Annotated in this window: 26 protein-coding genes and 1 tRNA gene; 10 read left to right on the plus strand and 17 right to left on the minus strand. The window is 62.0% G+C overall.

Translation table 11 applies throughout. From position 1 onward, the window contains the following. Window positions 1-506: 506 nt before the first annotated feature. Window positions 507-1,640, minus strand: coding sequence for a M24 family metallopeptidase (locus ABIB57_RS14190; protein ID WP_354041655.1), 1,134 nt, complete (start codon window positions 1,638-1,640; stop codon window positions 507-509). A 272-nt stretch (window positions 1,641-1,912) separates the two neighbouring features. Here ABIB57_RS14190 and ABIB57_RS14195 point away from each other — a divergent pair, with 272 nt between their 5' ends. Beyond that, window positions 1,913-2,281, plus strand: a complete 369-nt coding sequence (locus ABIB57_RS14195; protein ID WP_354041656.1) for a hypothetical protein — start codon at window positions 1,913-1,915, stop codon at window positions 2,279-2,281. Window positions 2,282-2,758: 477 nt separating this feature from the next. Here the strand turns inward: ABIB57_RS14195 and ABIB57_RS14200 are convergent, their stop codons facing one another. The 3 genes from ABIB57_RS14200 to ABIB57_RS14210 all read right to left on the minus strand — a co-directional run bounded on the left by ABIB57_RS14200 (window position 2,759) and on the right by ABIB57_RS14210 (window position 6,008). Next, window positions 2,759-3,367 (minus strand): acyltransferase, encoded by a 609-nt coding sequence (locus tag ABIB57_RS14200; RefSeq protein ID WP_354041657.1) that lies wholly within the window; start codon window positions 3,365-3,367, stop codon window positions 2,759-2,761. A 986-nt stretch (window positions 3,368-4,353) separates the two neighbouring features. Next, window positions 4,354-4,430, minus strand: a tRNA-Arg gene (locus ABIB57_RS14205). 150 nt (window positions 4,431-4,580) lie between these two features. Continuing rightward, entirely contained in the window at window positions 4,581-6,008 is a 1,428-nt protein-coding gene (locus tag ABIB57_RS14210) for a sensor histidine kinase (RefSeq protein WP_354041658.1), read from the minus strand. A gap of 167 nt (window positions 6,009-6,175) precedes the next feature. Between ABIB57_RS14210 and ABIB57_RS14215 the strand changes: the two genes are divergently transcribed. Next, the gene (locus tag ABIB57_RS14215) at window positions 6,176-6,808 is read left to right on the plus strand and encodes a dihydrofolate reductase family protein (RefSeq protein ID WP_354041659.1); all 633 of its coding nucleotides are present in this window, start codon (window positions 6,176-6,178) and stop codon (window positions 6,806-6,808) included. 9 nt (window positions 6,809-6,817) lie between these two features. On the opposite strand, the gene ABIB57_RS14220 is transcribed toward ABIB57_RS14215, so the two are convergent. Then, entirely contained in the window at window positions 6,818-8,254 is a 1,437-nt protein-coding gene (locus ABIB57_RS14220; RefSeq protein ID WP_354041660.1) for a dihydrolipoyl dehydrogenase family protein, read from the minus strand. A gap of 266 nt (window positions 8,255-8,520) precedes the next feature. On the opposite strand from ABIB57_RS14220, the gene rpmH reads away from it, so the two are divergent. The 4 genes from rpmH (at window position 8,521) to yihA (ending at window position 11,934) form a co-directional block, all read left to right on the plus strand. Next, the gene (gene rpmH / locus ABIB57_RS14225; protein WP_299731626.1) at window positions 8,521-8,655 is read left to right on the plus strand and encodes a 50S ribosomal protein L34; all 135 of its coding nucleotides are present in this window, start codon (window positions 8,521-8,523) and stop codon (window positions 8,653-8,655) included. A gap of 14 nt (window positions 8,656-8,669) precedes the next feature. Beyond that, window positions 8,670-9,077 (plus strand): ribonuclease P protein component, encoded by a 408-nt coding sequence (gene rnpA, locus ABIB57_RS14230; RefSeq protein ID WP_354041661.1) that lies wholly within the window; start codon window positions 8,670-8,672, stop codon window positions 9,075-9,077. Further along, window positions 9,074-10,909 (plus strand): membrane protein insertase YidC, encoded by a 1,836-nt coding sequence (gene yidC / locus ABIB57_RS14235; protein ID WP_354041663.1) that lies wholly within the window; start codon window positions 9,074-9,076, stop codon window positions 10,907-10,909. The genes rnpA and yidC overlap by 4 nt, the downstream gene beginning before the upstream one ends. A gap of 374 nt (window positions 10,910-11,283) precedes the next feature. Further along, on the plus strand, window positions 11,284-11,934 hold the full coding sequence (yihA, locus tag ABIB57_RS14240) for a ribosome biogenesis GTP-binding protein YihA/YsxC (protein WP_354041664.1): 651 nt from the start codon (window positions 11,284-11,286) through the stop codon (window positions 11,932-11,934). Here the strand turns inward: yihA and ABIB57_RS14245 are convergent. The 7 genes from ABIB57_RS14245 to ABIB57_RS14275 all read right to left on the minus strand — a co-directional run bounded on the left by ABIB57_RS14245 (window position 11,931) and on the right by ABIB57_RS14275 (window position 16,449). Further along, a complete protein-coding gene (locus tag ABIB57_RS14245) occupies window positions 11,931-12,407 on the minus strand; it encodes a hypothetical protein (RefSeq protein ID WP_354041665.1) in 477 nt (158 codons plus the stop codon). The genes yihA and ABIB57_RS14245 overlap by 4 nt on opposite strands. Before the next feature lie 102 nt (window positions 12,408-12,509). Next, window positions 12,510-12,902, minus strand: coding sequence for a DUF1801 domain-containing protein (locus tag ABIB57_RS14250; protein WP_354041667.1), 393 nt, complete (start codon window positions 12,900-12,902; stop codon window positions 12,510-12,512). A 1-nt stretch (window position 12,903) separates the two neighbouring features. After that, window positions 12,904-13,611, minus strand: a complete 708-nt coding sequence (locus tag ABIB57_RS14255) for a glutamine amidotransferase-related protein (protein WP_354041668.1) — start codon at window positions 13,609-13,611, stop codon at window positions 12,904-12,906. Window positions 13,612-13,687: 76 nt separating this feature from the next. After that, window positions 13,688-14,188 (minus strand): peptide-methionine (R)-S-oxide reductase MsrB, encoded by a 501-nt coding sequence (gene msrB, locus ABIB57_RS14260; RefSeq protein WP_502914395.1) that lies wholly within the window; start codon window positions 14,186-14,188, stop codon window positions 13,688-13,690. A 181-nt stretch (window positions 14,189-14,369) separates the two neighbouring features. Beyond that, a complete protein-coding gene (locus ABIB57_RS14265) occupies window positions 14,370-14,942 on the minus strand; it encodes a fasciclin domain-containing protein (RefSeq protein WP_502914396.1) in 573 nt (190 codons plus the stop codon). A gap of 233 nt (window positions 14,943-15,175) precedes the next feature. Then, window positions 15,176-15,895: an anti-sigma factor gene (locus ABIB57_RS14270; RefSeq protein WP_354041669.1), complete on the minus strand. Its 720-nt coding sequence runs from the start codon at window positions 15,893-15,895 to the stop codon at window positions 15,176-15,178. Continuing rightward, complete coding sequence (locus ABIB57_RS14275; protein ID WP_502914397.1) at window positions 15,892-16,449, minus strand: sigma-70 family RNA polymerase sigma factor; 558 nt, start codon at window positions 16,447-16,449, stop codon at window positions 15,892-15,894. The genes ABIB57_RS14270 and ABIB57_RS14275 overlap by 4 nt, the downstream gene beginning before the upstream one ends. Window positions 16,450-16,643: 194 nt before the next feature. Between ABIB57_RS14275 and argB the strand changes: the two genes are divergently transcribed. Next, complete coding sequence (gene argB / locus ABIB57_RS14280) at window positions 16,644-17,546, plus strand: acetylglutamate kinase (RefSeq protein WP_299731604.1); 903 nt, start codon at window positions 16,644-16,646, stop codon at window positions 17,544-17,546. A gap of 114 nt (window positions 17,547-17,660) precedes the next feature. Here the strand turns inward: argB and ABIB57_RS14285 are convergent, their stop codons facing one another. Then, window positions 17,661-18,842, minus strand: coding sequence for an FAD-dependent oxidoreductase (locus ABIB57_RS14285; RefSeq protein WP_354041671.1), 1,182 nt, complete (start codon window positions 18,840-18,842; stop codon window positions 17,661-17,663). A gap of 89 nt (window positions 18,843-18,931) precedes the next feature. Between ABIB57_RS14285 and ABIB57_RS14290 the strand changes: the two genes are divergently transcribed. Then, the gene (locus tag ABIB57_RS14290; RefSeq protein WP_354041672.1) at window positions 18,932-19,492 is read left to right on the plus strand and encodes a TetR/AcrR family transcriptional regulator; all 561 of its coding nucleotides are present in this window, start codon (window positions 18,932-18,934) and stop codon (window positions 19,490-19,492) included. Between the two features lies 1 nt (window position 19,493). Here the strand turns inward: ABIB57_RS14290 and ABIB57_RS14295 are convergent, their stop codons facing one another. The 4 genes from ABIB57_RS14295 to ABIB57_RS14310 all read right to left on the minus strand — a co-directional run bounded on the left by ABIB57_RS14295 (window position 19,494) and on the right by ABIB57_RS14310 (window position 22,955). After that, window positions 19,494-19,667: a DUF2934 domain-containing protein gene (locus ABIB57_RS14295; RefSeq protein WP_299731595.1), complete on the minus strand. Its 174-nt coding sequence runs from the start codon at window positions 19,665-19,667 to the stop codon at window positions 19,494-19,496. Between the two features lie 92 nt (window positions 19,668-19,759). Further along, complete coding sequence (locus ABIB57_RS14300; RefSeq protein ID WP_354041674.1) at window positions 19,760-20,698, minus strand: hypothetical protein; 939 nt, start codon at window positions 20,696-20,698, stop codon at window positions 19,760-19,762. Between the two features lie 146 nt (window positions 20,699-20,844). After that, window positions 20,845-22,335, minus strand: coding sequence for a DHA2 family efflux MFS transporter permease subunit (locus tag ABIB57_RS14305; protein ID WP_354041675.1), 1,491 nt, complete (start codon window positions 22,333-22,335; stop codon window positions 20,845-20,847). 5 nt (window positions 22,336-22,340) lie between these two features. Then, window positions 22,341-22,955 carry a TetR/AcrR family transcriptional regulator gene (locus ABIB57_RS14310; protein ID WP_354041676.1) on the minus strand — a complete coding sequence of 205 codons (615 nt, stop codon included), beginning with the start codon at window positions 22,953-22,955 and terminating at the stop codon, window positions 22,341-22,343. Between the two features lie 227 nt (window positions 22,956-23,182). Here ABIB57_RS14310 and ilvA point away from each other — a divergent pair, with 227 nt between their 5' ends. Continuing rightward, on the plus strand, window positions 23,183-24,739 hold the full coding sequence (gene ilvA, locus ABIB57_RS14315) for a threonine ammonia-lyase, biosynthetic (RefSeq protein WP_354041916.1): 1,557 nt from the start codon (window positions 23,183-23,185) through the stop codon (window positions 24,737-24,739). Between the two features lie 187 nt (window positions 24,740-24,926). Then, on the plus strand, window positions 24,927-26,183 hold the full coding sequence (locus ABIB57_RS14320) for an aq_1923 C-terminal domain (RefSeq protein ID WP_354041678.1): 1,257 nt from the start codon (window positions 24,927-24,929) through the stop codon (window positions 26,181-26,183). Window positions 26,184-26,228: the final 45 nt, after the last annotated feature.

The following is a 26,228-nucleotide window of genomic DNA, read 5'->3' on the forward strand; positions in this document are numbered from 1 at the left end:
TCATCAGGCGAGAGGGTTGTCATTGCTCTCGCCGGGCAGCCCATGCTCCCGGCCTTGCCGGGAAGCGACGCTCCGAACGGGCTCTGAAAGATGATCTCGCAGCGGCGACGCTGTGCTCGCGTCATCTTGAATCTTTGCCCCGGCGGGCGCGCCAGGCCTGGCCGCGGCTGGCCTGGGGCCCGACGTCAACCGTTTCTACCATCCCATTTCTATGTTGCGCTGGCAGCGGGGGAGCGGGAGCGGTTGTTGGCCAGGCGAACCTTCTTTCGTATCTGATTGGCCAGCGGCGCTCGTGATTGTGACGCCGGACACAACGATCGTCGGGGCGACCCTTGCGGCACAATCCGCCGACATGCGATGAGCGAACGACGCATACATGTTCAAGTGGCTTGGGGCAGACTTGGTGAAGTGACGCCGCGCTAGCGCTGGGACAGCGCGATTTCAAGGCCTAGTTCAGAGGTCGCCCAAAATGCGTCCACCCAGGCGGCACCGCATTCCTTTTGATCTCAAGACCCGAATGGGTCCGTCGGACTGTGAGACGGACGGGTGAACCACTGGGGTCCTTCCGCCGTCATGTAGATATGATCCTCGAGGCGGATGCCATATTGCCCGGGAAAAACGATCATCGGCTCGTTGGAGAAACACATGCCTTGCCGCAACCGTGCCTGGTTGCCGCGAACGATGAAGGGTTCTTCGTGAATGTCCAGCCCGAGGCCATGGCCGGCGCGGTGGGGCAGGCCCGGCAGGCGATAGTCCGGGCCCAGCTCGTGACGGGCGAGAACGTTTCGCGCGGCGTCGTCCAGACTGCCGCATGTGGCGCCGATGCTGGCGGCGTCGAATACGGCCTGCTGGGCTTCTCGCTCAATGGCCCAACGTTGGGCGAACTGCCGGTCCGGCTCATCCAGCACGTAGGTTCGGGTGATATCGGAATGGTAGCCGTCGACACGACAACCCGTATCGACAAGGATGACGTCGCCCCGCGACAGAGTGCGTTCCTGGTCTCCGCCATGGGGGAGCGCCGTCGTCGCGCCGAATGACACGGCGCAGAAGACCGAACCGCCGTCCGATCCGAGCCGTCTGTGCTCCTGATCGATGAAGGCGACGACGTCAGAAGCCCTGATGCCCGGCTGCATCATCGCGTGTGCAGACTTCTGAACATTCAGCGTCAGGTTCATCGCATACTGGATGAGTGCGATCTCGGCGGCGGACTTGCATACGCGCTGTTCGCGCACGAGTTGGCCGCCATCGACCAAACGCTCGGCACCCAACACGCGCTGCAGGCGATAAAACTGGGACAGGGGAAGGGCCTCGTCGAGCGCCATTCGGCCGGTCGATCCTAGCAGCGAGGCGATCAACCGCGCGCTGTCCTCGTGCTCCTCCCAAGCCTCGATCTCCGCATCGACCTTGGCGAGGCCTTCCACCCGTGACCGCTCGAAGCCGGGAACCACATAGGTCAGGGCGTCTCGCGTCACCAGGGCGCCGCAGAAGCGTTCGCTCGGATGCCAGTCCAGTCCGGTGAAATACCGCAAGTTTTCAGTCGAGCCCAACAGCAGGGCGTCAACGCCCTGCCCGTCCATCGCAGTACGCAGCAGGCCAAGCCGGCCAACTCGCTCATCATTGCTAATCCGGCTCGGCTTCATTTTAACTCCCTGAGGCCCGGTCACGGGCTTGCGCTAATCGAGCGCCGACTAGAGATCGATCGGGCTGCTCCAGGCCAGCTTTCCATCAGTCGATCTGACCATCACGCGGCACCACTGGCTAGCAAACTTGGTGATGGGTAGCTGTGCTGACGTCAAGCCCGTGCTGGCAAGATAGGCATTCTTGGATGCCGGCCCCACGACCATGATCTCGTGGGCTTGCGAGTAAGGGGGGTCGAGCGGGTCACTTTGGACCGAACGCGGAAAACTGTCAGATGACACTTTCTAAAGCGCCCCAAATCGCCCCCTGCCCCCTTTGTTTGGGAAAATTCCGTGATGACAACGATCTGCTTGGTTTTGCTACTCTAATTCGTACAGTTAATCATGAAGACGCGGCCAGCATCGCGGACGCATTGACCCGGTGCATACTTGATCTTGAGGCCCCACCTGCAGAGGAAATGCTTGGCTTGAAACGTCCGGGCATGACCTGGAAGCGCAGCGACGTACGGCGGTTGATCGTAGCAATGGCAGATCACTTCAACGGCCAACTGGCCAATATCGGGGGAAGTCCCCTGAGCAAGACTTCAGTGGCCTCGTACATCATCAAAGAAGCGAAGCGTTGCGAGCCAGCGTACAAGGCATGAGCAGGCTAAAGTGCTGCCTGCTGATGAGCCAGACCGGTCACTTGTTCGCTTGATGGCGACCCATGGGGGGAAGCGGCGGCACGACGGGTCATTGTTATACACGCCAGATATGCAGACCATTGCCAGCTATTTGGACGGCGCGTCTGCCGCATCCTCCATCGCCTCAAGCATGACCTCATATTCTGTCTTTGACAGCACGACCATTTCTTCGCCGCTAGGGGATTTGATAAATTGCGCCATCGTGGTGCCCTCTTCCGTGCGATCCTAGGCGTTGCCGCACACGACGCCGCTAAGGCCGATGCTGCAGGTCACTGTCGGCGACGTGCAGTTCCGGGCGCACTCGGCGCAGTTGAACATCGCCTTCTATGACAATGAAGCCTGGGGCGCCGACCATAAGGGTGACGCGTTTGTTGCGATGAACGGCTCATTGAACCGTGGCCAGCGCATCGGCTATAACGTGGTGCATCTGTATGCGCGCTACCGCCACTCAACATTTTGCCGTATGGCTTTGGCGGGCACGCCAGCGACAAGAGTCCGCGGAGCCACGTTTTTCGTGACCACGGACCCGGCCGCAACAATAGCGCCGTCGCCGATATTAACTCCCTTCAAGACAATTGCGTTGGTTCCAATCCAAACGTTGTCGCCTATGATTATCGGAAGTGTCTGCCCACGACTTCCCCCCAAAATTTCATGACTGTCGCTGTCGCGAATGACGACGCCTTCTGCTATTGCCACATTATTTCCGATAGTGATGCTTTCAAAACAGGCGATTGAACTGAAGTTGTTTGCAAAGCCGCTTCCGATTCTCAGGGTCGCGCCTTTGTCGACGACGATGCGCGAGCCTGTCGCCATGGAGAAGTCCCCGCTTACTTCCAGCGTCGCTTTATCCCAAACGGATAAAAGTGTTCGGTAGGTGCAATATGCCGGCCAGCGGAGTCCAATATCGAGGGAGCCTGAGCCGATCAAGGCTGCCGATGGTTGTATATAAATTTTGGAGTTATGAAAGACACGAAAGCTGGGGCCATTTCGATACTTCACTCGCAAAGCAAAAGTGCGAATTAGGTCCATGGATAAAGCGCGGGCCATTTTTCTATGCAACGTCGTTCACTCCCCCGAGGTGAGGCTGAAGTGTAGCGATTTCAGAAGATAAACACGTTAGCCAAAATGGCGTATCGGCGGAGCGATCCTTCTGGAATTACCCCGAAAGGCTCTACGGGCGTTTCTTGGACGATGCCGCAAGCTCAGGCAGCGTGCCTGCGGCAGGGGCCAGGGTCGCTTGGGCGTCTGGGGAAGACGCGAGCCTTAGTTCACCAGATGAACGGCTGGCAGCGTCTTTGGCTTTTGGGAACAGCCTTGTCGCTGGTCGTCTTCGGGGTTCTCTTTTCGTTCATGGACCGCACAATGGCCGTATCCCGCGTCCGCCAAGTCTCAAAATGAAGCCAGCTATGATTGCAATTCTCTCTAAGGCCACCGCAGATACTTGAACGGCCGGAATGGGCGCAAAGCCGACTTAAAACGCCGAGGCACAATTCGCCTGCTTCTAGCTTTGAAGCGAAGGCGTCCACTTCAGAGCCTCGGAGAAAACGGCCGCCTCAGAGAAATGCCCGGAGGTTTAGCTCCTTTGGCCACTTCAAAGCTTGTTGGCAAAAATCCAACCATATCGCGCGCCTGAGCTGGAGGCAGGCTAACTCAGAGAAATGTTCTATTGAGATGCTGGCGAGGGAACGTACCGAGCAAGACATTCTTCAGTCTACGACACAGCGCAACTGTCCAAAGGCTAGACTATCTCAGCCTCAGACGTAGCCAGGGCGTAACGTCATCTGCCAAATTTCCGTCCGCCCTTCACATTGTAAACAGAACCTCGAGCGTTCAGCGTTGGCGGAACATTTCCTCCCAGCGGCCCGGCACTCATCGATCTCTGTGTAAGTGCGCGAAGTTGGACAATCCGGTTCGCAGCGATATCAAGAGTTATCCTAAGCCTCTCGAGTGCGAATGTAGGCCGGCGGTAGCTCTCAAGAATTGGACCAAAGTCCAGCAAACCCAGATTGTTATGGCCCATCAATGAGATGGAATGGCGCGCCCTAAGAGATTCGAACTCCTGACCCCCAGATTCGTAGTCTGGTGCTCTATCCAGCTGAGCTAAGGGCGCGCACGTCCGAACCTAAGTTCGGAAAGCAATCACGGTGCGGGAGCGGCTTGCGCCAGCTTCCTCGTGAAGCGGGGCAACCCATACAGCGGGTTTTTGCGGTTTGCAAGCGCGGGGAGGTAGAAATGTCGGTTATACAGGAGAGCGGTGCGATCAGCGCAAAATGGCACTGGTTGGCAGGCTCACTTCGAAGCGCGTGCCCCTGCCTTGTTCAACCCATTGCAGGTGCCCGCCATGGGCTTCCACCAGTTCGCGGGCGATGGCGAGGCCGAGGCCGGTGCCACCAGCGCGGGCCGAGCCTTCAAAGGCGACGAAAAGATTGGCGCGGGCCCGGGGCAACAGGCCGGGGCCATTGTCGGTCACGGCGATGACCAGCCCGTCCTCGCTTTGCGTCACCTCGACACGCACTTCGGGCGGCGTGGGAAATGCAGTGACCGATTCGAGGGCCTCACGCGCGTTCTTGAGCAGGTTGACGAAGACGCGCGCCAATTGGCCAGCGTCGACGTTGATGCTGAGGCCTTCGGGCGCGCCGTTGTTGAAGGCAATGCCGGGATGGCCCACCAGCCGCGCATCGAAAGCGGCGTCCTCAATGAGCGTGCGGAGATCGACCGGGCCAGGCACCGGCGGGGCGGCGCTTTCGCGGCCATAGTCGAGCACCGACTGGGCAAAGCCGATGGCCTTGTCCAGGGTGGTGACGAGGCGCGGCGCCAGCCGCTGCACCTTTGGATCATCCAGCGTCGCCACCTGATCCGACAGCAATTGCGCCGAGGTCAGGGTATTGCGCAGGTCGTGGTTGATCTTGGCGACAGCCAGGCCCAGATCGGCCAGGTGCCGTCGCTGGCGCAGCATCGAGAACAGATCCTGCTCCATGGCCGCCAGTTCGCGTTCGGCAATGCCGATTTCGTCGCGGCGTTGCGAGGGGGCGATGATGAGGCTGGCATTTTCGGGGGCCTGCCGATAGGCCAGCATGTTCTCGGTCAGCCGTCGCACCGGCATGATGAAGACCCAGCGCACCACCAGGTACAGCACGGCGGCGGTGATGAAGGCGATAATTAGCGAAAGCAGGAAGAAGTCGCGCGAATAGGTGAACAGGTCATAGCGCAGCGGGCGTTCGGGCATCAGCAGCTCGACCAGGCTCTCGTCGCGATCGCCCTCCCCCACGATACGCAGGGTGCGGCCGCCGCCACCCACCAGGGTATCGACGGCGCCCATGATCAGCGTCATCGGGTCGCGCAGGCGCATGTCGGCGGTCACCGCAACGGTAGGCGTCACCGCATTGTCCAGCTCGATCAGTTGGCTCTGGCCTTCGCGCCGATAGACGATGGCATCGGCGCCGGCCGAATTGAGCAGGCGATCGGTCAGGGCGCGCGGCAGGGCCATCACGTCGGGCACGGCGTCCAGCACCCGCGCCGCCACCACGCCGACGCGCAGGCGATCATCGAGCCAGCTGGCGCGATAATTGGCGATGGAGGGCAAATAAACGACGATTTCGACCGCAAAGATCACCATGACAATGGTGGCGATCAGCTTGATCGATAGGCCGGAGAACCGGCCGGGCAAGACGCTGCGTTCGGCTGTCATTACAAGCCATTATAAGGCAAGCGCAAATTTGCGTAAGCCCCCGCGCGGCTGGCGCCGCATGCAATTTCACTACATCGGTCGTGATTATTTCAGCTTGGCAAGTGAGTGGTGTCGGAACCAATCAGGCTAGACCGTCCTTGAGCCAGAACCGGCTTGAGGAGAAGACCGTGCGCGACCTGATCTTGAGGATGGCCATATCGGTCGACGGCTTCGTCAGCGACCTTGAGGGCACCAACACCTGGATGTTCGGCGCCGATCAGGAGGCGAAGGCCTGGGGCGTAGAGTATGTATGGAATGCCAGCCTGCATATCATGGGCAGTCGCAGCTTTGAGGGTATGGCCACTTATTGGCAAACCTCCACAGACCCGTTCGCGCCGCCGATGAACCAGATCCCCAAGGCCGTCTTCTCACGACAGGGGCAGGCGATCCTGGCGAACGTGACCACGACGGCGGCGCTCGATGCCGCCCGCGCCAAGGCGGGGAACGGACAGCCTGCGGAATTGCAAAAAGGCGCTGGCAGCTGGGCGGAAGCCTATGTGGCGACAGGCGAACTAACGACGGAAATCGCCAGACTGAAAGCCCAGGACGGCAAGCCGATCATCGCCCATGGCGGGGTCAGCTTCGCCCGCAGTCTCATCGCGCAGGGACTGGTCGATCAGTTGGCCCTTGTCGTGGCTCCCGTGGCGCTGGGCAAGGGCTTGCCGCTGTTCGCCGACCTGTCCGCACCGATGCGTCTCAAGCTGGTCAGCTCGAAAGCCTTTCCGGGCGGCGCCGTGGCGCAGATTTACCGACCGGCCTGAGCGCGACGCCTAGGGTAGTCGCCGCACCAGGGCCAATCGCCGCTGCCGCCAGGGTTCGGCGCCGGCTTGCTGGCGCCAAGCTTGCACCAATTGGGCGACGATACCCGCAAAGCTGGGATATGGCGCCACGGCGTCGGCAAGGTCGGGCAGCTTGATGCCATGGCGCATGGCCAGGCCGAAAAATGCGATCAGCTCGCCCGCTTCGGGGCCGGCAATGGCGGCGCCCAAAATGGCGCCATGGCGATCGGTAATGATCTTGGCAATGCCAGCACTGCGCCGCGTGGCGACGGCGCGATCGTTTTCGGCAAAGCTGGCGCGGATCACCTTATAGGCGCTCTTGAGGCGCAGTTTGGCCGCCGCCTCGGTTAGCCCAATCTGGGCAAGTTGCGGATCGGTGAACACCGTCACCGGAATATCGGTTTGTGCCCGCTTGATGGTGCGATTGAACAGCGCGCTTTCCAGCACCACGCTGGCATCGTGCTGGGCGGCCGGCAGCGAGGGCGGCGATCCCGCGGCTTCCCCGATGACATGGACGCGACCATTGGAGGTCAGCAATTTCGGGCGCAGCAGCAGGCGGTCGTCGCGAATTTTGTCGAAGCGGATACCGGCTTTGTCGAGCGCCAGCCCGCCGAAATTGGGCGTTCGGCCCAGCGCGAGGAGAATATGGGAGGCGTCGAGTGTCGCTTCGGTGCCGTCCTCGTGGCGGATCATCACGCCGATACCCTGGCTACGTGGCACCATTTCAGTGACCTGGCTGCGCTCGTGGATGATGACGCCCTCCTCGCGCAGCCGGCGCAGGGCGATGTCGGCGGCCTCGGCGTCCACTTCGGCCAGCGTGGAACCGGCCTCAAGCACGGTCACGTCGCAGCCGAGCCGGCGATAGGACTGGGCAAATTCCAACCCCAGTGCCCCACCTCCCAGAATCACCAGATGGGACAGCTTGTAGGCATTGGCGAAAATGGTGTCGGTGGTGAAAAACGGCACGTCGCCCAGATTTTTGATAGCTGGCACCACAGGACTGGAGCCGCTGGCTATGACAAAGCGGCGGGCGCGGATCAGCGTTTCGCCGGTCTTGATCGTACGTTTGTCGATGAAGGCGGCGGGCGCCACGATCATCTCGATACCCAAGGCCCGCAGCCGTTCGGCAGCATCGCGCGGGGCGATGGCGGCAATCGTGGATCGGATAAATTCGTGCACGCCGCGAAAATTGACCTTGGGATCGCCATTGGTCATGCCGAACGCTGCGGCATTGCGCAAATTGTGGGCCGTCGCCGCGGCAGCGGCCAAAGCTGCTGCCGGCACGGGGCCGCTCTTGAGGCTATCGCCGGGCATGCCGAGATCGATCAGCACCACCGAGGCGCCGTGTTCGCGCGCGGCTATGGCCAGGGCAATGCCGGGGGCGCCGGCGCCGAGAATGCACAGATCGGGCTTGAGGATATCCGCCATGTCCGCCAAGGCTGGAAAGAGGAGCGACTGCGCTCTTATGGGCAAAGACGGCAATAATGACAATCGGGCCAAACGCTTTGTCCATAGAGAAGGCGATGTGACGCGTGCGAGCCTGTGTTTTGGCGCTTGGGATGCGTTGACTTGGGGCGACCTTTTCCCTATAGACCCCCTCAACCCGCACCGTCCGAGCCCGCTCGACGGATGCCACACAGTCTTGCGCAAGCAGAGCCAATAAGAGGAACCGGGCGCAAGCGCGGTCTGATGTCATGAAACGTACATACCAGCCAAGTCAGCTCGTGCGTGCCCGCCGTCACGGTTTCCGTGCCCGTATGGCCACCAAGGACGGCCGTGCGATTCTGAACAAGCGCCGTCGCGACGGCCGCAAGAAGCTCTCGGCCTAAGGCCCTGTGGCCGGATGACGGCCATGGATCAAGCGAGTAGCGCTCTGCGCCGCTTGAAAAAGCGCTCCCAATTCGTTCGGGCCGCCCGGGGCAATCGCGCCGGGCGCTCTGCGTTTGGGCTGCAGGCAATTTCTGCGCGTGAAGACGCGCCCGGCATCGGGTTTACGGTGACCAAGAAATCGGGCAATTCGCCCGAGCGCAACCGCATCAAGCGTCGCCTTCGCGCAGCTGTGACAGCATGCGCCGATGACTTTATGGCGTCGCATGATTATGTGCTGGTAGGCCGGCGCGAAGCGCTGAGCCAACCCTTTGACCGGCTGGTCGCGGATCTGGCCTTTTGCATCGCTCGCGTGCATGGCCCCAAATCCGCCGACAAGCCCCATCCTTCCGGCCGCGCCGGCCATCGGAACATTCGACCATGACAGACAATCGCAATGTGATTATCGCCATCGTGCTCAGCATGCTCGTGCTGTTCGGCTGGCAATTCTTCGTTGCGGGGCCGCAATTGCAGCGCGCCCAGCAGCAGCAGGAAATCGCCGCTGCCCAGGCTGCGGCTGCCACCCCCGTGGCCACGCCGGCAACGACGGTCGCCGCTACTCCCGGCCCGGCCGAGGCCGCTGTCAGCAACACGGTCTATCCCGATCGCGCTGCCGCCATTGCCGCGACGCAGCGCGTCACCATCGATACCGAAGACCTGCACGGCTCGATCAACCTGACGGGCGCCCGGCTCGATGATCTGGAACTCAAGCAGTACCAGGAGACTGTCGATCCGGCCTCGCCGATCATCACGCTGCTGACGCCGTCGGGCGTGCACAATGCCTATTACATCGAGCAGGGCTGGGCGCCGGCGAATGGCGCCGCTGTCGCCTTGCCCACCAATGCGTCGGTCTGGACCGTGGACGGCGCCAACACGTCGCTGACCGTGGCGACCCCCGTCACCCTCAAGTTCGACAATGGCGCGGGCCTGATCTTCCGCCGCACCTTCGCGGTCGATGAGCATTACCTGTTCACCGTCACCCAGAGCGTGGAGAACACGGGCGCCGCCGCTGTCTCGCTGTTCCCCTATGCGCGCGTGGCTCGCCACGATACGCCCAAAGTGCAGAACTTCTTCATCCAGCATGAAGGCCCGACCGGCGTTCTGGCGTCCAATAACCTCGTCGCCAAGAAATATTCCGATATGCAGAAGGATCAGGTGATCGATCTGCAGAACACGTCGGGCTGGCTTGGCTTTACCGATAAATACTGGGCCACTGCCGTGCTGGCCAAGCCGGGCGTTCCGCTCAATGCGCGCTTCTCGTGGTCCAACCCGACCGGCACCATGGACATTTACCAGTCCAGCTATGTGGAAACGACCCCGGTCACCGTGGCGCCCGGCGCCACTGCCAGCAATGAGAGCTATATCTTTGCCGGCGCCAAGGAAGTGGCCGTCGTCGATGGTTACAAGGAAAAGTACGGCTTCGACCGCCTCGATCTGATGATCGACTGGGGTTGGCTGCATTTCCTGACCTACCCGATGTTCAAGCTGCTCACTATCCTTTATGGCGTGATCGGCAATTTCGGCGTCGCCGTGCTGTGCGTGACCGTTCTGGTCAAGGCGGTGTTCTTCCCGCTGGCCAACCGCTCCTACAAGTCGATGGCCGCGATGCGCCGCGTGCAGCCTGAAATGAAGGCGATGCAGGAGCGCTTCAAGGACGACAAGCCCGCCCAGCAGCAGGCGATGATGGAGCTGTACAAGCGCGAGAAGATCAATCCGCTTTCAGGTTGCTGGCCGATGCTGATCCAGATCCCGGTGTTCTATTCGCTTTACACCGTCATTTTCATCAGCCTCGAAATGCGCCACGCGCCGTTCTTCGGCTGGATTCAGGATCTGGCCGCGCCCGATCCGACCAATATCTTCACCCTGTTTGGCTTGGTGCCCTGGGACCCGACCTTCCTGCCGATCATCGGCGGCTACCTGCATCTGGGCGTCTGGCCCGTCATCATGGGCATCACCATGTGGGTCCAGATGAAGCTCAATCCGCCGCCACCGGATCCGACCCAGGCGATGATCTTCGGCCTGATGCCGATCATCTTCACCTTCATGCTGGGCACCTTCCCGGCCGGTCTGGTGATCTACTGGGCCTGGAACAATACGCTCTCGGTGACCCAGCAGTGGTTCATCATGAAGCGCCACGGCGCGGAGGTGAACCTGTTCGGCAACATCATCGACAGCTTCAAGCGCAAGCCCAAACCGGTGGAAACACCCAAGGCCTAGAATTCGAAAGGGCGTCCCACGGGGCGCCCTTTCTGTTTGCTTAGGCTTGTCTTTGTACTCCACTCACTTCTCTATTCCTTCCCGCGGACTTGATCCGCGGGCCTCTCCAATCCAGCACAAACGGCGAAAGGCCCCCGGATCAAGTCCGGGGGAAGATCGGCGGGTGGGCTATATTGCGGGAAGGCAACCAAGATTGTGGGAAAGCGCCCCGGATTGTGCAAATCCCACTCTATCCCCCTCCTCCCGCCAAATTCGAAAGCTTGGACTTGAGGGGGGAGTGGTGTATGCGAACTCCAAACCCAGCTTCAACGACTTCAGGCGATCGCGGGCGTTATCTTGCGCACAGTCGCCCACCAATTTGGAATGCCAATCTCATGCAGCCTGATGCCGTCGACTACTCGCCCGACATTGTCGAAACTGGCCGCCTGCTGTTCGCGCGCCCCTTCGTGTTCGTCAAAGGCTGCGTCAAGCTCGCCGACCTGCCACCCATGGATAAGGTCGAGATTGCCTTTGCGGGCCGCTCCAATGTGGGCAAGTCCAGCCTGATCAACGCGCTGTGCGGCGTTTCGGGCCTTGCCCGTACGTCGAACACGCCTGGCCGGACGCAGGAGCTCAACATTTTCGAGAGCACCAGCGCCGAACTGCGCATCGTCGACATGCCCGGCTATGGCTACGCCAGGGCGCCCGAGCCCAAGGTACGCGCCTGGACCAAGCTGATCCATCAATATCTCACAGGCCGGCAGACGCTGCGCCGGGTCTATGTGCTGGTCGATGGCCGCCATGGGCCCAAGGACAATGACCTGACGGTGATGAACGAGCTCGACAAGTCCGCCGTCAGCTATCAGGTCGTGCTCACTAAGGCCGACAAGCCATCGAGGGAGGAGCTTGACGCCGTCATCACCATGACCAGGGCCGCCATCGCCAAACGCCCGGCGGCGCATCCCCACGTCATCCTGACCTCGAGCGTTAAAGGCGAAGGTCTTCGCGATCTGCGGGCCGAGATTGCCCTTTTGATGGCGAGCTAGCTCACCCGCGTAAAATCCATCGTCCAGTTCGTCTCCCAATTCGCCCCGACATCGGTCGAATACGCCTGGCTCCAGAGGGGTCGGCCGTCGGGCTGGAAGCTCCAGGTGAACCGGACGTCTACATGGGTGCCGTTGTCCTCGTCGGTGCCGTAGAAGATGCCTTGGCCGCTGCAGAACTGGCCGTGTACGGGTGGAAACATGATGCCGCTGGCGCTGTTGACCCAGCAGATCGACCAGCGCCTTGTGGTCTGGTCGAGCGTGCGGATGCTGGCGCCGGAGAAGCCGCGGGCCGGGCAGTTGAACTCGTCCACATTCATTACCCCGCCCAGCATTTTCCAGAATTGCTGGGTGGCGGGAAAGATATCCCATTCGTCGCTGCCGACGTGGCGTTGCTTGAGGCGGCGGTTTTCGACCGTCCAATTGCCGAGCAGAAAATCGAAATCGGTGACCTGGCCCTTGCCGGCAATATCCATCGCGCGCGCCCTCGCTGGTTGATAGCAGAAGGTTAGGATTGCGCTGCGACAGAAGTTGTCAGCAGGGCCTAATCTCTTGCTATCGCATCATTTTTCGCTGCGCTATCGCGTGGTCATTGCCACCCAGCGCCGCAGCACCGGGACCAGCGCTTCGGACTTCTGCGCCAGGTCACCGGCATCGACGAAGGTTATGACACCGCGATCGGGAGCAGCCCAGGCGATCAGCTTGTCGGGATCTTCGAATCGGAACAGATCGTCGGCGCCGGCCTTGGCGCCGCGGTGCAGGATGAGTTGTACCCGGTCGCCGGGGTGCAGGCGCATGGTGATGCGATCGTCAGTCAGGCCGAAACTGGGGGCGTTCCACTTGATGCGCTCGACGAGGCCAGGGACGGCGTCGAGGATCAGGCGGCGCAGCGTTTCGACTTCGGCCTTGCGGCTGTGGGTGAGGGTTTGCAGGTAACTGTCGATCAAAGACAGCATTTCGGCGACAGCCATGTCAGCGTCCCTTGAAGAACTGGCCCAGATAGACTGCAACCTCGGCACTATTGGACGGATTGGCAACTGACTTCAACGCCGTTTCCACCACTTCCTCCGGGGCTTTGCCGCGGCGGAGCTCGACCAGGGCGGTGGTATAGTCGTCGGCAAATTCGGGGTGGGGTTGCAAGCTCAGGGCCGCGCCGTTTTTGTAGGCCAGCCCGGCGTTTGGGGTGAATTGCGACGCGAGGATAACTTCGGCTTCAGCCGGCGGCACGATCACCTGGTCCTGGTGCGAGCAGGCTACCGACAGGCTCGGCGGGGCGCTGTTCATGAAGCCCGGCCGCTGCTGGACGGTGTAGGTATGACGGCCCAGGCCCCAGCCCTTTTCGGACTTGCGCACGTCCCCACCGAGGGCGTCCGCCATGATCTGATGACCGAAGCAAATCCCCAGCATGCTGGTTTTCTTGCTGTAGGCATCGCGGATAAAAGCGCGGAGCGGATCGAGCCAGAAATAGTCGTCGTAAACACCCGCCGCCGACCCGGTGATCAGGATGGCTTGCAGCGATTGCGGATCGGGGAGCGGAGCGCCTTCGAACACCGGGACGGTCTCGTAGGTGAACCCCTGCCCGGTCGCGTCGAACATGGTCTCGAACATGCGCGGATAGGGTACGAAGCGATCGGCGAGCGGTGCCGGCACGCCACCGGTCTGGATGATGGTCAGTTTCATCGAAATCGCCCCGCGCAAACGACAATGCCCTTCGCATAGCAAAGGGCATCGCAGATCAACAAGGGCTTAGCGGCAATTATGCGGCGGTGAACTTGAGCGCGACGCCGTCCATGCAATAGCGCAGGCCGGTCGGCTGCGGGCCGTCATCGAAGACGTGGCCGAGATGACCACCGCAATTGGCGCAATGCACTTCGGTGCGGGTCATGCCCAAAGTGCTATCGGTGGTGGTGGCGATGCCGCCGGGAAGGTGATCGTAAAAGCTGGGCCAGCCGGTGCCGCTGTCGAACTTGGTCTTGCTGTCGAACAGGAGCTGATCGCAGCCGGCGCAGGAGAAGGTGCCGACGCGGTGCTCTTCGAGCAGCGGCGAGGAGCCGGGCATTTCGGTGCCTTCATTGCGCAGCACGTCATAGGCTTCGGGCGAAAGCTTGGCCTTCCACTCGGCATCGGTCAGCTTGTATGGAAAATCGCCTTCGGCGGCGGCGACCTGGGTCACGCCCATGGGGCGGAATAGCGCATAGGCACCGAGCGCTGCGGCAGCGGTGCCGGCCAGAAGGAATGTGCGGCGGTTGGCGTCCATCGATCAACTCCCTTAGAGAAGATGCCCCGCGCTGGGCCGCCGGAGGGAGACGGACCAATCGCGGGGCTGTTGACGGCCAGTGTAAGTCCTTGGGCAAGGCAATGGCACGTCAAGATTTGGTGAGAGTTCGCAACCCGCGAACCCTCTTCTTTAGCGCTATTCGTTATAGCGCGGCGTTTGGTTACTTGGCAGCCTTCGGGGTCAGGACGGCATCGATAACGTGGATGACGCCGTTCGACTGCAGCACGTCGGCGATGGTCACGTGAGCGACGGTGCCGTTTTCATCGGTAACGGTCACGCCCTTGTCGGTGGCTTCGAGCGTCAGCTTGCAGCCGCCCAGGGTATCAACGACATGCTTGCCGCCATCGGCCTTGGCCATCGACATGATGTCGGTGGAGAGCGCCTTGGCGGCGATGACGTGGCACTTCAGGATGGTTGCCAGCATTTCCTTGTTTTCTGGCTTCAGCAGAGTGTCAACGGTGCCGGCTGGGAGAGCCGCGAAAGCTTCGTTGGTGGGAGCCAGCACAGTGAACGGGCCGGGGCCGGAAAGCGCATCAACCAGGCCAGCGGCCTTGACGGCGGCGACCAGCGTGGTGTGGTCAGCCGAATTGACGGCGTTCTCGATGATGTTCTTGTCAGCGAACATGGCAGCGCCGCCAACCATCGGGTTTTCCTGAGCGTAGACGGCAGCGCCAGAGAGCGAGCCAACGGTCATGACGGCGGCAACGGCAAAAGCGCGGAGAGAGATGTTCATTGTGAGTTCCTTCCTGTGTTTCTTTCCCCTTGATCGGTGGGGACATGCGGAGGAACGGAGCGTTTTTGGCGAAGTTTCAGGAAATATAAAAATTCCGCAAAATAATTCTTCTCTCTATGAGATTGGTAGACAATTCTGACGCAAGCCAGGGGCAATAAATAGCAACGCCGCCCGGAGATTTTCCGGACGGCGACAATATTTGAATCATATTTGAGCGGCGGTGATCTGACGCGTCAGATCCTGGTAACGGCGCCCTTGGCGACGATCGGACCATGGGGTGCGCCATCGGTGGAGCCACCCTTGGCTTCGAGCGTAATGGCGAGAACCGAGCCTTCGCCCAGCCCCTTCATCACGTCGGCAGGCACGGTTACGGCGCTCCGCTCGTTGACGGGGATGACGCCCATCGACACCGGATTGTTGCCGCCCTGGATCGCCCAGAGTTCGAAATCCTTTTCCGGCACCGCTTCGCCCGACAGCGCGGTCAGCCGCACATTGCCGGCACCATCATAGAGCGCGACGAATTTGACATTGCTGCCCTCTTCTTCCAGCGCCGCGACCAGCTGAGTGGTGAGCGTGGAAGCATTAGGAGCGGGCTGGAACACGTGGAAGCCGACGGCGATGACCGCTACGGCCAGCGCTCCGGCGGCAATGCCGCGCCATACCATCAAACTATCCCAGAAACTGGTGGCGCCGCGCGCCTTGATCACATCGCCAAAGGCTCGCGCCTCGATGGCATTGAACAGGTGGGCGGGAACCGGGGTGTCTTCATATTCGCGATTGAGGGCGCCAAAGCGCGAAATCCAGAAATCGCGCTCGCCGCGCAAAGCCGGATCGTCCTCGATCAGACGACCGACGCGCTTATGTTCATTGGTGTCCAGCAGGCCAAGCACATACTCGGCGACGAGTGCATTGCGCCCGCCTTCGTCTTCACCGGTATGGTCGCTCGTGCTCATTGGGTCAGACACTCTCTCAATCTTAGCAGGCTGCGGCGCAGCCAGGTACGCATCGTATTCAACGGCACTTCATATCTGGCGGCCAGCTCGTCATAGCTATAGCCATCCAGATAGGCGCCGCGGACTGCGTCGGCACGCTCGGGGTCGAGCGTGCCGAGGCAGTGTTCGATCCGGCCGCGCTCGTCGCTATCCTCGGCCGCCCGCTCCGGGGAGGGACCGGAGTCAGGTACTTCGAGGGCCGCGTCGATATCGGCCGAAACCGGGCGTCGGGCCCGCAGAATATCAAGGGAATGATTGCGCGCCACGGCCACGAGCCAGGAAATGGGGCTATAGCCCCCGGCGACGTAGCGATCGGCGCGCTGCCAGATCTTGATATAGACCTCCTGGATTGCCTCTTCGGCTTCCGAGCGGTCTTTCAAGATACGCAGTACTACGCCGAATAGTTTCGCGCTGGTCCGCTCATATAATGTCTTGAACGCAACACGATCACGCAACGCACAGCGGGCGATCAGATCGGCGATATCCTGGCTCTGCGGCTGCATGGCCAAACTCATAGCGTGCCTCCTCCATCCTGAACACCCCGCCCTTGCCCGGTGCGATGGAATAGGACGCCTGTATTACGGACTATGACGGCAAATGGATCAACCGTCATCATTTTATCCGACAAGTTCGTTTCGCTCCGAGACAAAATCGATTAGAGCCATTACGGACTTTTTTGCGCCGCTTTCGAAGGAGATTGGGTTCGCCCATGACTGAGCAAGACAACTCCACCGACCGGTTCTCGCACGATGCCGGCATTCTGGCGCAAGCGCTGCCCTATATGCAGCGCTATGAGGGCAAGACTGTCGTCGTGAAATACGGCGGCCATGCCATGGGCGACGCCAAGCTGGGCGCCGCTTTCGCGCGCGATATCGCCCTCTTGAAGCAATCCAAGGTCAATCCGATTGTGGTGCATGGCGGCGGCCCGCAAATCGCCTCCATGCTGGCCAAGCTGGGCATCGAATCCAAGTTCGAGGGCGGCCTGCGCGTCACCGACGCGCGCACGATGGAAGTCGTCGAGATGGTTCTGGCCGGCTCGATCAACAAGGAAATCGTGGCGCTGATCAATGCCGAGGGCGAATGGGCCATTGGCCTGTGCGGCAAGGACGGCAACATGGTCTTCGCCAAGAAGGCGATCAAGACCGTCAAGGACCCGACGTCCAATATCGAGCGCGTGCTCGACCTGGGCTTTGTCGGCGAGCCGGTGGAAGTCGACCGCACGCTGCTCGACCTGTTGGCGCGTTCCGAGATGATCCCGGTGATCGCTCCGGTCGCTCCGGGCCGTGATGGCGCCACCTACAATATCAATGCCGATACCTTTGCGGGCGCTATTGCGGGCTCGCTCGGCGCCAAGCGACTGCTGTTCCTGACCGACGTGCCCGGCGTGCTCAACAAGGACGGCAAGCTGATCCCCGAGCTCAGCGTGCGTGAAGCCAAGGAACTGATTGCCGACGGCACCATTTCGGGCGGCATGATTCCCAAGGTGGAAACGTGCCTCGAAGCACTGGAAAACGGCGTCGAGGGCGTCGTCATTCTTAACGGCAAGTCGCCGCATGTGGTGCTGGTGGAGCTGTTCACTGAGTTCGGCGCCGGCACGCTGATCGTGCGGTAAGAGCCGCCACCACCGAAATGCGAAGGCCGCCCAATGGGCGGCCTTTTTGTTTGTCGCATTGCACCACTTTTTATGCAGCACGGAACTCTCCATCCACGGAGGGATGGTTCGGCTCTAATCGGGCAATTGGGCGGCTTCCGCACGGCCGAGGCCGGACAGGCCGAGCAGCAGCCGCCGACGCGCGGGCGGCAGTGCGTTGACAACACCGAGGCCAAGATTGCGCAGGCCGCGCGCCAGCGGATTGCGCATGGTTGCGAGTGTCGTCAAACCGCCAGCGAGTTTAAGCACTTCGGCGGCGGCCGGCCGGCGCAGGCGCTCGTAGGCATCGAGGGAGGTGTCAGGCCGACCCTCGGCCACGACCCGGGCCAGCAATTGGCCGAGCACGACCGCATCGACCAGCCCGGTATTCATCCCCTGCCCGCCTGCCGGGCTATGGACATGGGCGGCATCGCCGACCAGCAACAGTGGTCCCTTGCGATAGGCATCGGCCAGGCGATGCTGCACGCGGAAGCGTGAACTCCAGGCCAGATCGGTGACCTCGGCCTGCCCTTGGCGCGGGCCACGCTGGCGCAGGATGGATTGGGCCAGGGCGGCGTCAGGATGTTCGGGCGCATCGGCCAGCGTCGCCACGATGCGGAAGCGGCCATCAGGCAAAGGGGCCACCACCATGACGCCATCGGGGGAAAAGAAAATCATCACGTCGTCGGTCGGCAGGCCCCAATGCATGTCGACATCGGCCAGGATGAAGGATTCGGCATTGGCGGCGCCCGCATAGCCGATGCCGGCGGCCTGCCGTACGACACTGTGCATGCCATCGGCGCCGACCACGAAACGCGCCGCAACATCGCGACGGCCATCGGGCGCTGTGACTGCCACGCTGGCGCCACCTGGCTGCATCGTGACGGCATCGGCGGCACAATTGCGCCAGACCTGGCCGCCGGCGGCGACAAGCGCCTCGGCCAGCAGGCGCTCGGTGTCATTCTGCGGCAGCATCAGCAGGTAATTATGTGGCGAGGGCGCGGCGGTGAAATCCATCTGCAGCATGGCCCGATCGCGATCGCGGATGGAGAATTGGCGCAGTCGAAGCCCCGCAGCGGCGAGCGGGGCGGCGGCGCCGATGCGGTCGAGCACGTCGAGGGTATGGGCATGGATCACCGCGGCGCGCGAATTGGCCTGCGGGGCGGCCAGCTTTTCGATGACGACGCAGTCCACACCGGCCTTGCGCAGGGTGATGGCCAGCGCCAGCCCGGTCGGACCGGCACCCACGATCACCACATCGGTCTTGACAGGAAGCATCGGACCTCTCCATTTATCAACGCATGTTGACAAAATGTCTCTCCCCGCTGAATTTGTCAACAGTCGTTGGCAAATTGTGACGAGGGATCATGACTGAACGGAAGTCCGACCGGACCAAGAGCGCGATCAGGACGGCCGCGCGGCAGGTTTTTGCGTCGGTTGGATATGAGCGCGCCACCATTCGAGACATCGCAGGGGTGGCCAATATCGATCCCGCCATGGTGATGCGCTATTTCGGCTCAAAGGACGGCTTGTTCGCCGACACCGCTAATTTCGATCTCGACCTGCCGACGGACCTCGGCGATGCGCCGGACCGAGCGGGCGAACGCATGGCCGCCCACTTCATCGCGGTCTGGGAACAGGATGACAGCGGCTTTGCGGTGCTGCTGCGGTCGGCGGCGTCCAATCCGGTGGCCGCGGCCCGGATCGCGGCAGTGCTCAGCGAGCAACTGCTGCCCGCGGTGGTGGCGCTGGTGGGGCCAGGGGAGGCGCCGCAGCGGGCCGGGCTGATCGCCAGCCAGGTTCTGGGCCTGGCGCTGACCCGCTACGTTCTGAGCCTCGGCCCGGTGGCGGCCATGTCGCGCGAGCAGATTATCGCCAGCATCGGCCCGACCTTGCAGCGCTATCTGTACGGGCCTTTGACGCCATAGATCAGGCGGCCTTTTTGACAGCCGGCTTGGCGCGCTTGCGCGCGGGCTTGATGGTTTTGGCGGCCGATGCGGCCATTTCGCTGGCCGCGACGAACCAGAAATGCTGGTCGGCGCCTTCGGGCTTGCCGGCGGCTTCCCAAAGCTCATAGGCACGATGACGGATCGGGTCTTCCATGTGGCACTCCTTACTACGATGCCTGCAGGGTGGACCCGTATGGTTGCCGGGCGGTAAATGCGCTGGAATTGTGATCGGTGGTGCTGTTTGCCCTACTGGTTCAGCCAGGGCGTCTCGGTGCTCCAGAACACGGCGTCGACGCCCAGATAGTCGGTGGCAAAGTCGACGAACTCGTCCTTGGTGAAGGGCTTGCCGGTCTTGTCGTTGATATAGTCGAGCGTGGGCTCCTGCACCGCCATGCCGACGAAGGGCAGCTTGCCCTTGTACTGGTTGAAGAAGGGGTAGGAATTTTTCATCTGGCCCTTGCGCCAGGGAACGATATCGGGGCCGCCGAGGCCAATGTCGTGGGCCTGGGCGAATTCGAACAGGCGGCTCATATAGGCGTGGTCGTTGTCCCATTCGCAGGGCCAGAAATTGACGTATTGCACCACCACGGAATGCTGGAAGGCGGCGCGGGCGGCGGTCAGGTTGTCCAGCTCGGCGGCGAAGTAGGCATCGCAGGAGAAGCCGGCATCTGGGCGGTCCTCGGTGACGTCGATGGCGGTTTCGGGCAGGTTGACGCCATAGACCTTGCCATCGAAGCGTGCCGCGAGGGCCGTGAGCAGGGCCTGGTATCGGGCGCGCACTTCGGGCCGCCATTGCATGGTGGTCCAGCCATAGCCCTCGGTCTTGCCGTCCTCGATCTGCTCGACGAGGCCGCCGCCATATTTGGGGTCCTCCAGCAGGTAGGCGGGGATGTTGCGGGCATCGGGGCTGAAGAAGCGATCCTGGACCTGGATGAAAAGCTTCTTGCCCAGGGCGTCGGTGCGGGCCAGGTCCTCCTCGATGGCAGAAAAGTCATAGATGCCCTCGGTGGGCTCCAGCCGCTTCCAGTTATAGACGACTTGGGCGCCCGCGATGTCGGCACGCTCGAGGATGGTCTGGGCCGCGGCCAGTTCGCCGGCGCTCGTGTAGACAAAATTGGCGGGCGCAGCAGTGGCGGCGGCGGTGCTGGCGAGCAGGATTGCGGCAAGGGCGGTGAAGCGGTTCATCGGTGGGCCATATTGTGAGCGGTGCCGCTTGGTGACCGCCGATCTGGCCGGCAGAGGGGCGAAAATGTGGCCTTCTCCGGTACGGTTGAGGAAACCTTAGCGCCCACGAAAAAGGCCGCCCCGAAGAGCGGCCCTGGCAGTTTGGCTCAGGCTTCGACCAGTACCGGGGTGACCGGCGCGCCGCGGCCCTGTTGCCCGCCGCGCTTGAACAGGGGCACCAGCAGCAGCACCAGGCCGAACGAGCAGATGACGTACCAGAGCGCCAGGCTCGAGGCGCTGGCGAAGGCGGCGTGCTGGCTGGCGCCGGTGGCGAAGGTATTGCCGAGATTGGAGAAGAAGATTTGTCCGATCAGCGCCACTCCCAACGCACCACCGACCTGCTGGAAGGCCTGCAGCGAGCCGGAGCCGGCACCGGCATCGCGCGGCGGCACATTGGCAAGGACCAGCTGGAACAGGGCCGAGAAGCCCAGGCCCAGGCCCGTGCCGGCGATCAGCAGCGGCAGCAGGAACTGCCAGTGGTCGATGCTGTCGCCAACGCCGGCGATATAGAAGTGCAGCCAGCCGATGCCGATGACCAGCATGCTGGCCGAGGTGGCGAGGCGGGCGCGCAGATAGGTCGAGCCGAAACGGCCGGCGATGAAGGAGGCCGCCAGCACGCCGATCGAGAACGGCGTATTGGCAAGGCCCGATTCAAGCGGAGTGAAATCGAAGCCGCCCTGCAGCAGCAGCGAAATCACCATGAACATGCCCGGAATGCCCGAGGCGAAGACGGTCATGACGAAGGCGCCGAACATGAACTGCTTGTTGGTGATCAGGTCATAGTTGAGCAATTGCGGCTTGTCGGCGGCAGCGCGGGCGCGGGTCCAGAAGACGAACAGCACGAGCAGCACGAGGCCGGCGGCAATCATGGCGAAGGCCCAGAGCGGCCAGCCATAGGTGCGGCCTTCGACGATAGGGAACACCACCGCGACAATGCCGAGGCCGAACAGCACGATACCCATATAGTCATTCTTGAGCGTGGGATGGCCGGGCAGGCGCGGGATGAGGAACCAGCCGGCGACCACGGCCGCGATACCGATCGGCACGTTGACGAGGAAAATCGGCTGCCAATCGAGGCCGAACAGGTGGCCCGAAATCAGCATGCCGCCCAGGATGGGGCCGCAGACCGAAGCGAGGCCGGCGGAGAGGCCGAACAGTGAGAAGGCCTGGCCGCGTTCTTCGGGCGGGAAGGTAACGGTGGCGATGGCCAGCACCTGCGGCGTCATCATGGCGCCGGCGAGGCCCTGGATGACGCGGGCGCCGATGAGGAATTCGATATTGGGCGACATGCCGCAGAGCGCCGAGGCCGTGGTAAACGCAGCGACGCCCCACAGGAACAGCTTGGTGCGGCCAACGATATCGCCGAGGCGGCCGAACGGCAGCAAGCCGAGTGCGAAGGCCATGATATAGGCGGCGATCACCCATTCGATCTGGCTATCGGTCGCGCCCAGGCCCTCGCGCATGCTGGGCAGGGCGACATTGACGATGGTGACGTCGATGAGATTCATGAAATTGGCAATGAGCAGGACGAACAGAGCCAGCCAGCGGCGTGGATCGGCGTTTTCCTTGGTCACCTGGACAAAAGCGTGAGCAGGCATTTGGATTATCCTTTTAGTGATGGCGTGAGCACGAAAGCGCGCTCGAGTTCAGTGAAAATGGCGTCGATGCTGTTCTGGAATTCGGTCCAGCCGCGCCAGTAATCGGACAGGGCGCCGGTGACGATCAACGCCGCGGCAAAGGGATCGATATCGGGGCGGAACGAGCCCTCGGCGATACCCTTGCGGAAAATCTCGACGAACTGGTTGCGCCAGTAATCGTAGAGCGGGCTGATAATGGTGCTGATCGCCGGATCGCGGCGAGCCCGCTCGACCAGCTCGGTCAGCACGATGATGAGGTCGGGCATATCGGCGATGATCTCGCGGAAATCCTCGAACTCCATATGGAGCAATTGCAGGCCCGACTTGCCCTGCCGCTGGCGCCGCTGCGACTGGCCCTGAAAATCGGCGCGGATGCTGCTGGCAACCAGCGAGATCAGCGCCTCCTTACTGGGCACGTGGTAATGCAGCGTGGCGATATTGATGCCAACGCGATCGGCGATGTCGCGGGTGCGCAGGCCTTCCATGCCCTTTTCGACGATCAGCGCCCGTGCGGCGATGGCGATGGCGACCTTACGGTCGTCTCCGCTTTCGCGTTTGACGGGGGCAATCGGCAACGTCATCGGGAGGTACTCCGCATTTGCAATGTCTGTTGTGGTGGGGCGGTGGGGATTGCGACTGCCACAGCAATCTCTGCCATGAAGCAGTCAGATCCTGTCAGCAGCAGCCACGCTACGGCCAAGGTTCTACGCCATCCAATCCTCTCAATCAACTGATTGATTGCTGGCGCGAAGCAGGTATGCGGCGGCCGAATGACGATTGACACGGCGATGCGGTTTTGCCCAGTGCTGTGGCGCGGCATCGGCCGCGCAGGAAGACGCCTATGCAAGACTATGTCCGCCGCATCCTCACCTCTTCGGTCTATGACCTGGCCGAGGAAACGCCGCTGGAGCCCATGGCGCTGCTCTCGGCGCGGCTCGGTATTCCGGTGCTGTTGAAGCGCGAAGACCTGCAGCCGGTGTTCTCGTTCAAGATTCGCGGTGCCCATAACAAGATCGCCAGCCTTACTGCCGAAGAACGCGCGCGCGGGGTGATTTGCGCTTCAGCGGGCAATCACGCGCAGGGCGTAGCGCTGTCGGCGTCGCGGTTGGGCATTCGTGCCGTCATCGTGATGCCGACGACGACACCGTCGATCAAGGTCAATTCCGTCCGTCGCATGGGCGGTGAAGTGGTGCTGTTTGGCGATGCGTTCGACGCGGCGCGGGACCACGCCAATGAGCTGGCGGCCAGGGATGGGCTGGTCTTCGTGCATCCGTTTGACGACCCGGCGGTCATCGCCGGGCAAGGCACTATCGGCATGGAGTTGTTGCAGCAGCATCCGGGGCCGATCGGGGCCATTTATGTGCCGATCGGCGGTGGTGGTTTGGCAGCCGGCATTGCGACGATCGTCAAATTCCTGCGGCCTGAGGTCAAGGTGATCGGCGTCGAGCCCGAAGAAGCCGCCAGCATGCAGGCGGCGATTGCGGCCGGCTATCCGGTTAATCTCGAGCAGGTCGGCCTGTTCGCGGATGGTGTGGCGGTGCGCCAGGTGGGCGCGGAAACCTTCCGCATCTGCAACCAATTGCTGGATGGCATCGTCACGGTGAGCACCGACGAAATCTGCGCCGCCATCAAGGATGTGTTCGACGATACCCGCGCCATTTCCGAGCCTGCGGGCGCGCTAGCGCTGGCTGGACTGCGCAAGCATGTGGAACTGGGCGCCGCCCCGGCCGGGCCGCTGATCGCCATCAATTCTGGCGCCAATATCAATTTCGACCGATTGCGCCATGTGGCCGAACGCGCCGAGATCGGTGAACGCGGCGAGGCTTTGCTGGCCGTCACCATTCCCGAGGCGCCGGGCAGCTATCGCGCGTTCATTCGCCTCCTGGGTGACCGGGCAATCACCGAGTTCAATTACCGCTATGCACGGGGCGCGGCGGCGCAGATTTTCGTCGGTGTCAAACTGCGGCAGGGCGAGGCCGAAAAGCAGGCCATCATCGCCATGCTGCAGGCCAATGGCCATGCGGTACTCGACATGAGCGATAACGAACTGGCCAAGCTGCATGTGCGCTACATGGTGGGCGGCCGCGCCAGCCATCTGGGGGATGAGCTGGTCTATCGCTTCCAGTTTCCCGAGCGGCCGGGGGCACTGCTCAAATTCCTTGAGGGGCTGCGGAACGACTGGAACATCTCGCTGTTTCACTATCGCAACCACGGGGCAGACTATGGCCGCGTTCTGGCCGGAATTCAGGTGCCGGAGGCTAATCGAGCGCAGTTTCACGACTATCTGGAGGCCCTGGGCTACCCCTATTGGGACGAAACGCAAAACCCCGCCTACCGGCTGTTTCTTGACAGCGACGACGTTTAAAAATGCGTCCTAATTCCGATGTATTGCTGAAACCGAAGCAATTCATGTTCCGTTCAGGACGCCATAGATAATCGAGCGTCACCTTATTGCATCGGTCTCACCGACTGGTCATCAGTTCGCCGCAACGCGACCGTTTTATAAATTGCCTGCCCCCGACAACAACAACACAAGAATGCCGGAGACGACGATGAAGTCCTTCAAGATTACCCGCCTTGCCCTGCTCGCCAGCGTCGCGAGCGTCGCCCTACTGCAGCCAGCCTTCGCGCTTGACGCCAAGGCCTTCGTCGATCGTATCCAGGCCGTCTGGGGCCCGCTCGGCTATGAATTCACCCTCAACGATCCCCAGCTCGACGGCGACACCATCACGGTGCAAAACGCCACGATCGGCATCAAGGGGGCTGCCGGCGCCACCGAGCCGACCAGCTTCACCACCTCGCTGACCTTCAGCGGCGTCAAGGAAACCGGCGATGGCGGCTACACTGCCGATAGCGTGGCGCTGCCTGACGTCGAATCCGACATGGAAGATGCAGGCGTCAAGGGCCATGTGTCGCTGAGCGATATCAAGTTGACCGGCTTCTATCTGCCGGGCGGCGATACCGTGACCCCGGTCCAGTTGCTGCAGCTGGTTGGCGCCATCTCGACCGGCCCGCTTTCGGTCACCCGCGATGGCGAAGAAGTCATCGGCATCGAATCGATGGAATCGGGCTCGACGTTCGAGCCTGCCCAGGGCAGCGCCGACCTGACCAGCCTGAGCTCGACGCTGGCGATCAACGGCATCACCGCGGACCTGTCCACCGTCAAGGACGAAGACGCACAGGCGGGCGCCGTCATCGAGGGCCTCGGCCTGACCAATATCGCGGGTGACATCACCGGCTCGTTCAACTGGTCGATGGCCGATGGCCATATGAGCGTCGATCAATTCCTGTTCGATTTCGCCGATGTGGGCGCTGTGGACCTGACGTTCGACCTGACCGGCCTGACCCCCGCGCTGCTGACCAAGCTGCAGGAAGCCAACAAGGCCGTCGAGGCCGCCGGCGACCCCACAAGCGAAGCCGCGCAGGCGGCCCAGGCCATGATGGGCATGGAACTGCTGCAGGGCCTGTCGATCGGTGGCGCCAATCTGCGCTATGACGATGCCTCGCTGGCCGGCAAGGCACTCGAATTCTTCGCCAAGGCGCAGGGCATCGACAAGGCCCAGATGGTTGAAGGTCTCAAGGCCATGGTGCCGCAGATGATCGCCGGCATGGGCATTCCCGAGCTGGTCGACCTGGTGGCGCCGCCGGTCTCGACCTTCCTCGACGATCCGAAGAGCCTCGAAGTCGACGTCGCTCCGGCCTCGCCGACGAGCCTCCTCGTGCTGATGGCGGCCGCCTCGAACCCAGCCAGCCTGATCACCGCGCTGGGCGTGACGGTTACGGCCAACGAAGACGAAAACAACGATTAACCGACTTGGCGGCGTGCTCCGGCGCGCCGCCTCCCTCTTTTGCCT

The organism is Devosia sp. UYZn731 (assembly GCF_040546795.1).
GTDB lineage: Bacteria > Pseudomonadota > Alphaproteobacteria > Rhizobiales > Devosiaceae > Devosia.

What these genes read in the sequence shown, in the direction of transcription:
- ABIB57_RS14190 (WP_354041655.1), bottom strand. Translation starts at nt 1,640, where the DNA reads ATGAAGCCGAGCCGGATTAGCAATGATGAGCGAGTTGGCCGGCTTGGC.
- ABIB57_RS14195 (WP_354041656.1), top strand. Translation starts at nt 1,913, where the DNA reads ATGACACTTTCTAAAGCGCCCCAAATCGCCCCCTGCCCCCTTTGTTTG.
- ABIB57_RS14200 (WP_354041657.1), bottom strand. Translation starts at nt 3,367, where the DNA reads ATGGCCCGCGCTTTATCCATGGACCTAATTCGCACTTTTGCTTTGCGA.
- ABIB57_RS14210 (WP_354041658.1), bottom strand. Translation starts at nt 6,008, where the DNA reads ATGACAGCCGAACGCAGCGTCTTGCCCGGCCGGTTCTCCGGCCTATCG.
- ABIB57_RS14220 (WP_354041660.1), bottom strand. Translation starts at nt 8,254, where the DNA reads ATGGCGGATATCCTCAAGCCCGATCTGTGCATTCTCGGCGCCGGCGCC.
- rpmH (WP_299731626.1), top strand. Translation starts at nt 8,521, where the DNA reads ATGAAACGTACATACCAGCCAAGTCAGCTCGTGCGTGCCCGCCGTCAC.
- rnpA (WP_354041661.1), top strand. Translation starts at nt 8,670, where the DNA reads ATGACGGCCATGGATCAAGCGAGTAGCGCTCTGCGCCGCTTGAAAAAG.
- yidC (WP_354041663.1), top strand. Translation starts at nt 9,074, where the DNA reads ATGACAGACAATCGCAATGTGATTATCGCCATCGTGCTCAGCATGCTC.
- yihA (WP_354041664.1), top strand. Translation starts at nt 11,284, where the DNA reads ATGCAGCCTGATGCCGTCGACTACTCGCCCGACATTGTCGAAACTGGC.
- ABIB57_RS14245 (WP_354041665.1), bottom strand. Translation starts at nt 12,407, where the DNA reads ATGGATATTGCCGGCAAGGGCCAGGTCACCGATTTCGATTTTCTGCTC.
- ABIB57_RS14250 (WP_354041667.1), bottom strand. Translation starts at nt 12,902, where the DNA reads ATGGCTGTCGCCGAAATGCTGTCTTTGATCGACAGTTACCTGCAAACC.
- ABIB57_RS14255 (WP_354041668.1), bottom strand. Translation starts at nt 13,611, where the DNA reads ATGAAACTGACCATCATCCAGACCGGTGGCGTGCCGGCACCGCTCGCC.
- msrB (WP_502914395.1), bottom strand. Translation starts at nt 14,188, where the DNA reads ATGGACGCCAACCGCCGCACATTCCTTCTGGCCGGCACCGCTGCCGCA.
- ABIB57_RS14265 (WP_502914396.1), bottom strand. Translation starts at nt 14,942, where the DNA reads ATGAACATCTCTCTCCGCGCTTTTGCCGTTGCCGCCGTCATGACCGTT.
- ABIB57_RS14270 (WP_354041669.1), bottom strand. Translation starts at nt 15,895, where the DNA reads ATGAGCACGAGCGACCATACCGGTGAAGACGAAGGCGGGCGCAATGCA.
- ABIB57_RS14275 (WP_502914397.1), bottom strand. Translation starts at nt 16,449, where the DNA reads ATGAGTTTGGCCATGCAGCCGCAGAGCCAGGATATCGCCGATCTGATC.
- argB (WP_299731604.1), top strand. Translation starts at nt 16,644, where the DNA reads ATGACTGAGCAAGACAACTCCACCGACCGGTTCTCGCACGATGCCGGC.
- ABIB57_RS14285 (WP_354041671.1), bottom strand. Translation starts at nt 18,842, where the DNA reads ATGCTTCCTGTCAAGACCGATGTGGTGATCGTGGGTGCCGGTCCGACC.
- ABIB57_RS14290 (WP_354041672.1), top strand. Translation starts at nt 18,932, where the DNA reads ATGACTGAACGGAAGTCCGACCGGACCAAGAGCGCGATCAGGACGGCC.
- ABIB57_RS14295 (WP_299731595.1), bottom strand. Translation starts at nt 19,667, where the DNA reads ATGGAAGACCCGATCCGTCATCGTGCCTATGAGCTTTGGGAAGCCGCC.
- ABIB57_RS14300 (WP_354041674.1), bottom strand. Translation starts at nt 20,698, where the DNA reads ATGAACCGCTTCACCGCCCTTGCCGCAATCCTGCTCGCCAGCACCGCC.
- ABIB57_RS14305 (WP_354041675.1), bottom strand. Translation starts at nt 22,335, where the DNA reads ATGCCTGCTCACGCTTTTGTCCAGGTGACCAAGGAAAACGCCGATCCA.
- ABIB57_RS14310 (WP_354041676.1), bottom strand. Translation starts at nt 22,955, where the DNA reads ATGACGTTGCCGATTGCCCCCGTCAAACGCGAAAGCGGAGACGACCGT.
- ABIB57_RS14320 (WP_354041678.1), top strand. Translation starts at nt 24,927, where the DNA reads ATGAAGTCCTTCAAGATTACCCGCCTTGCCCTGCTCGCCAGCGTCGCG.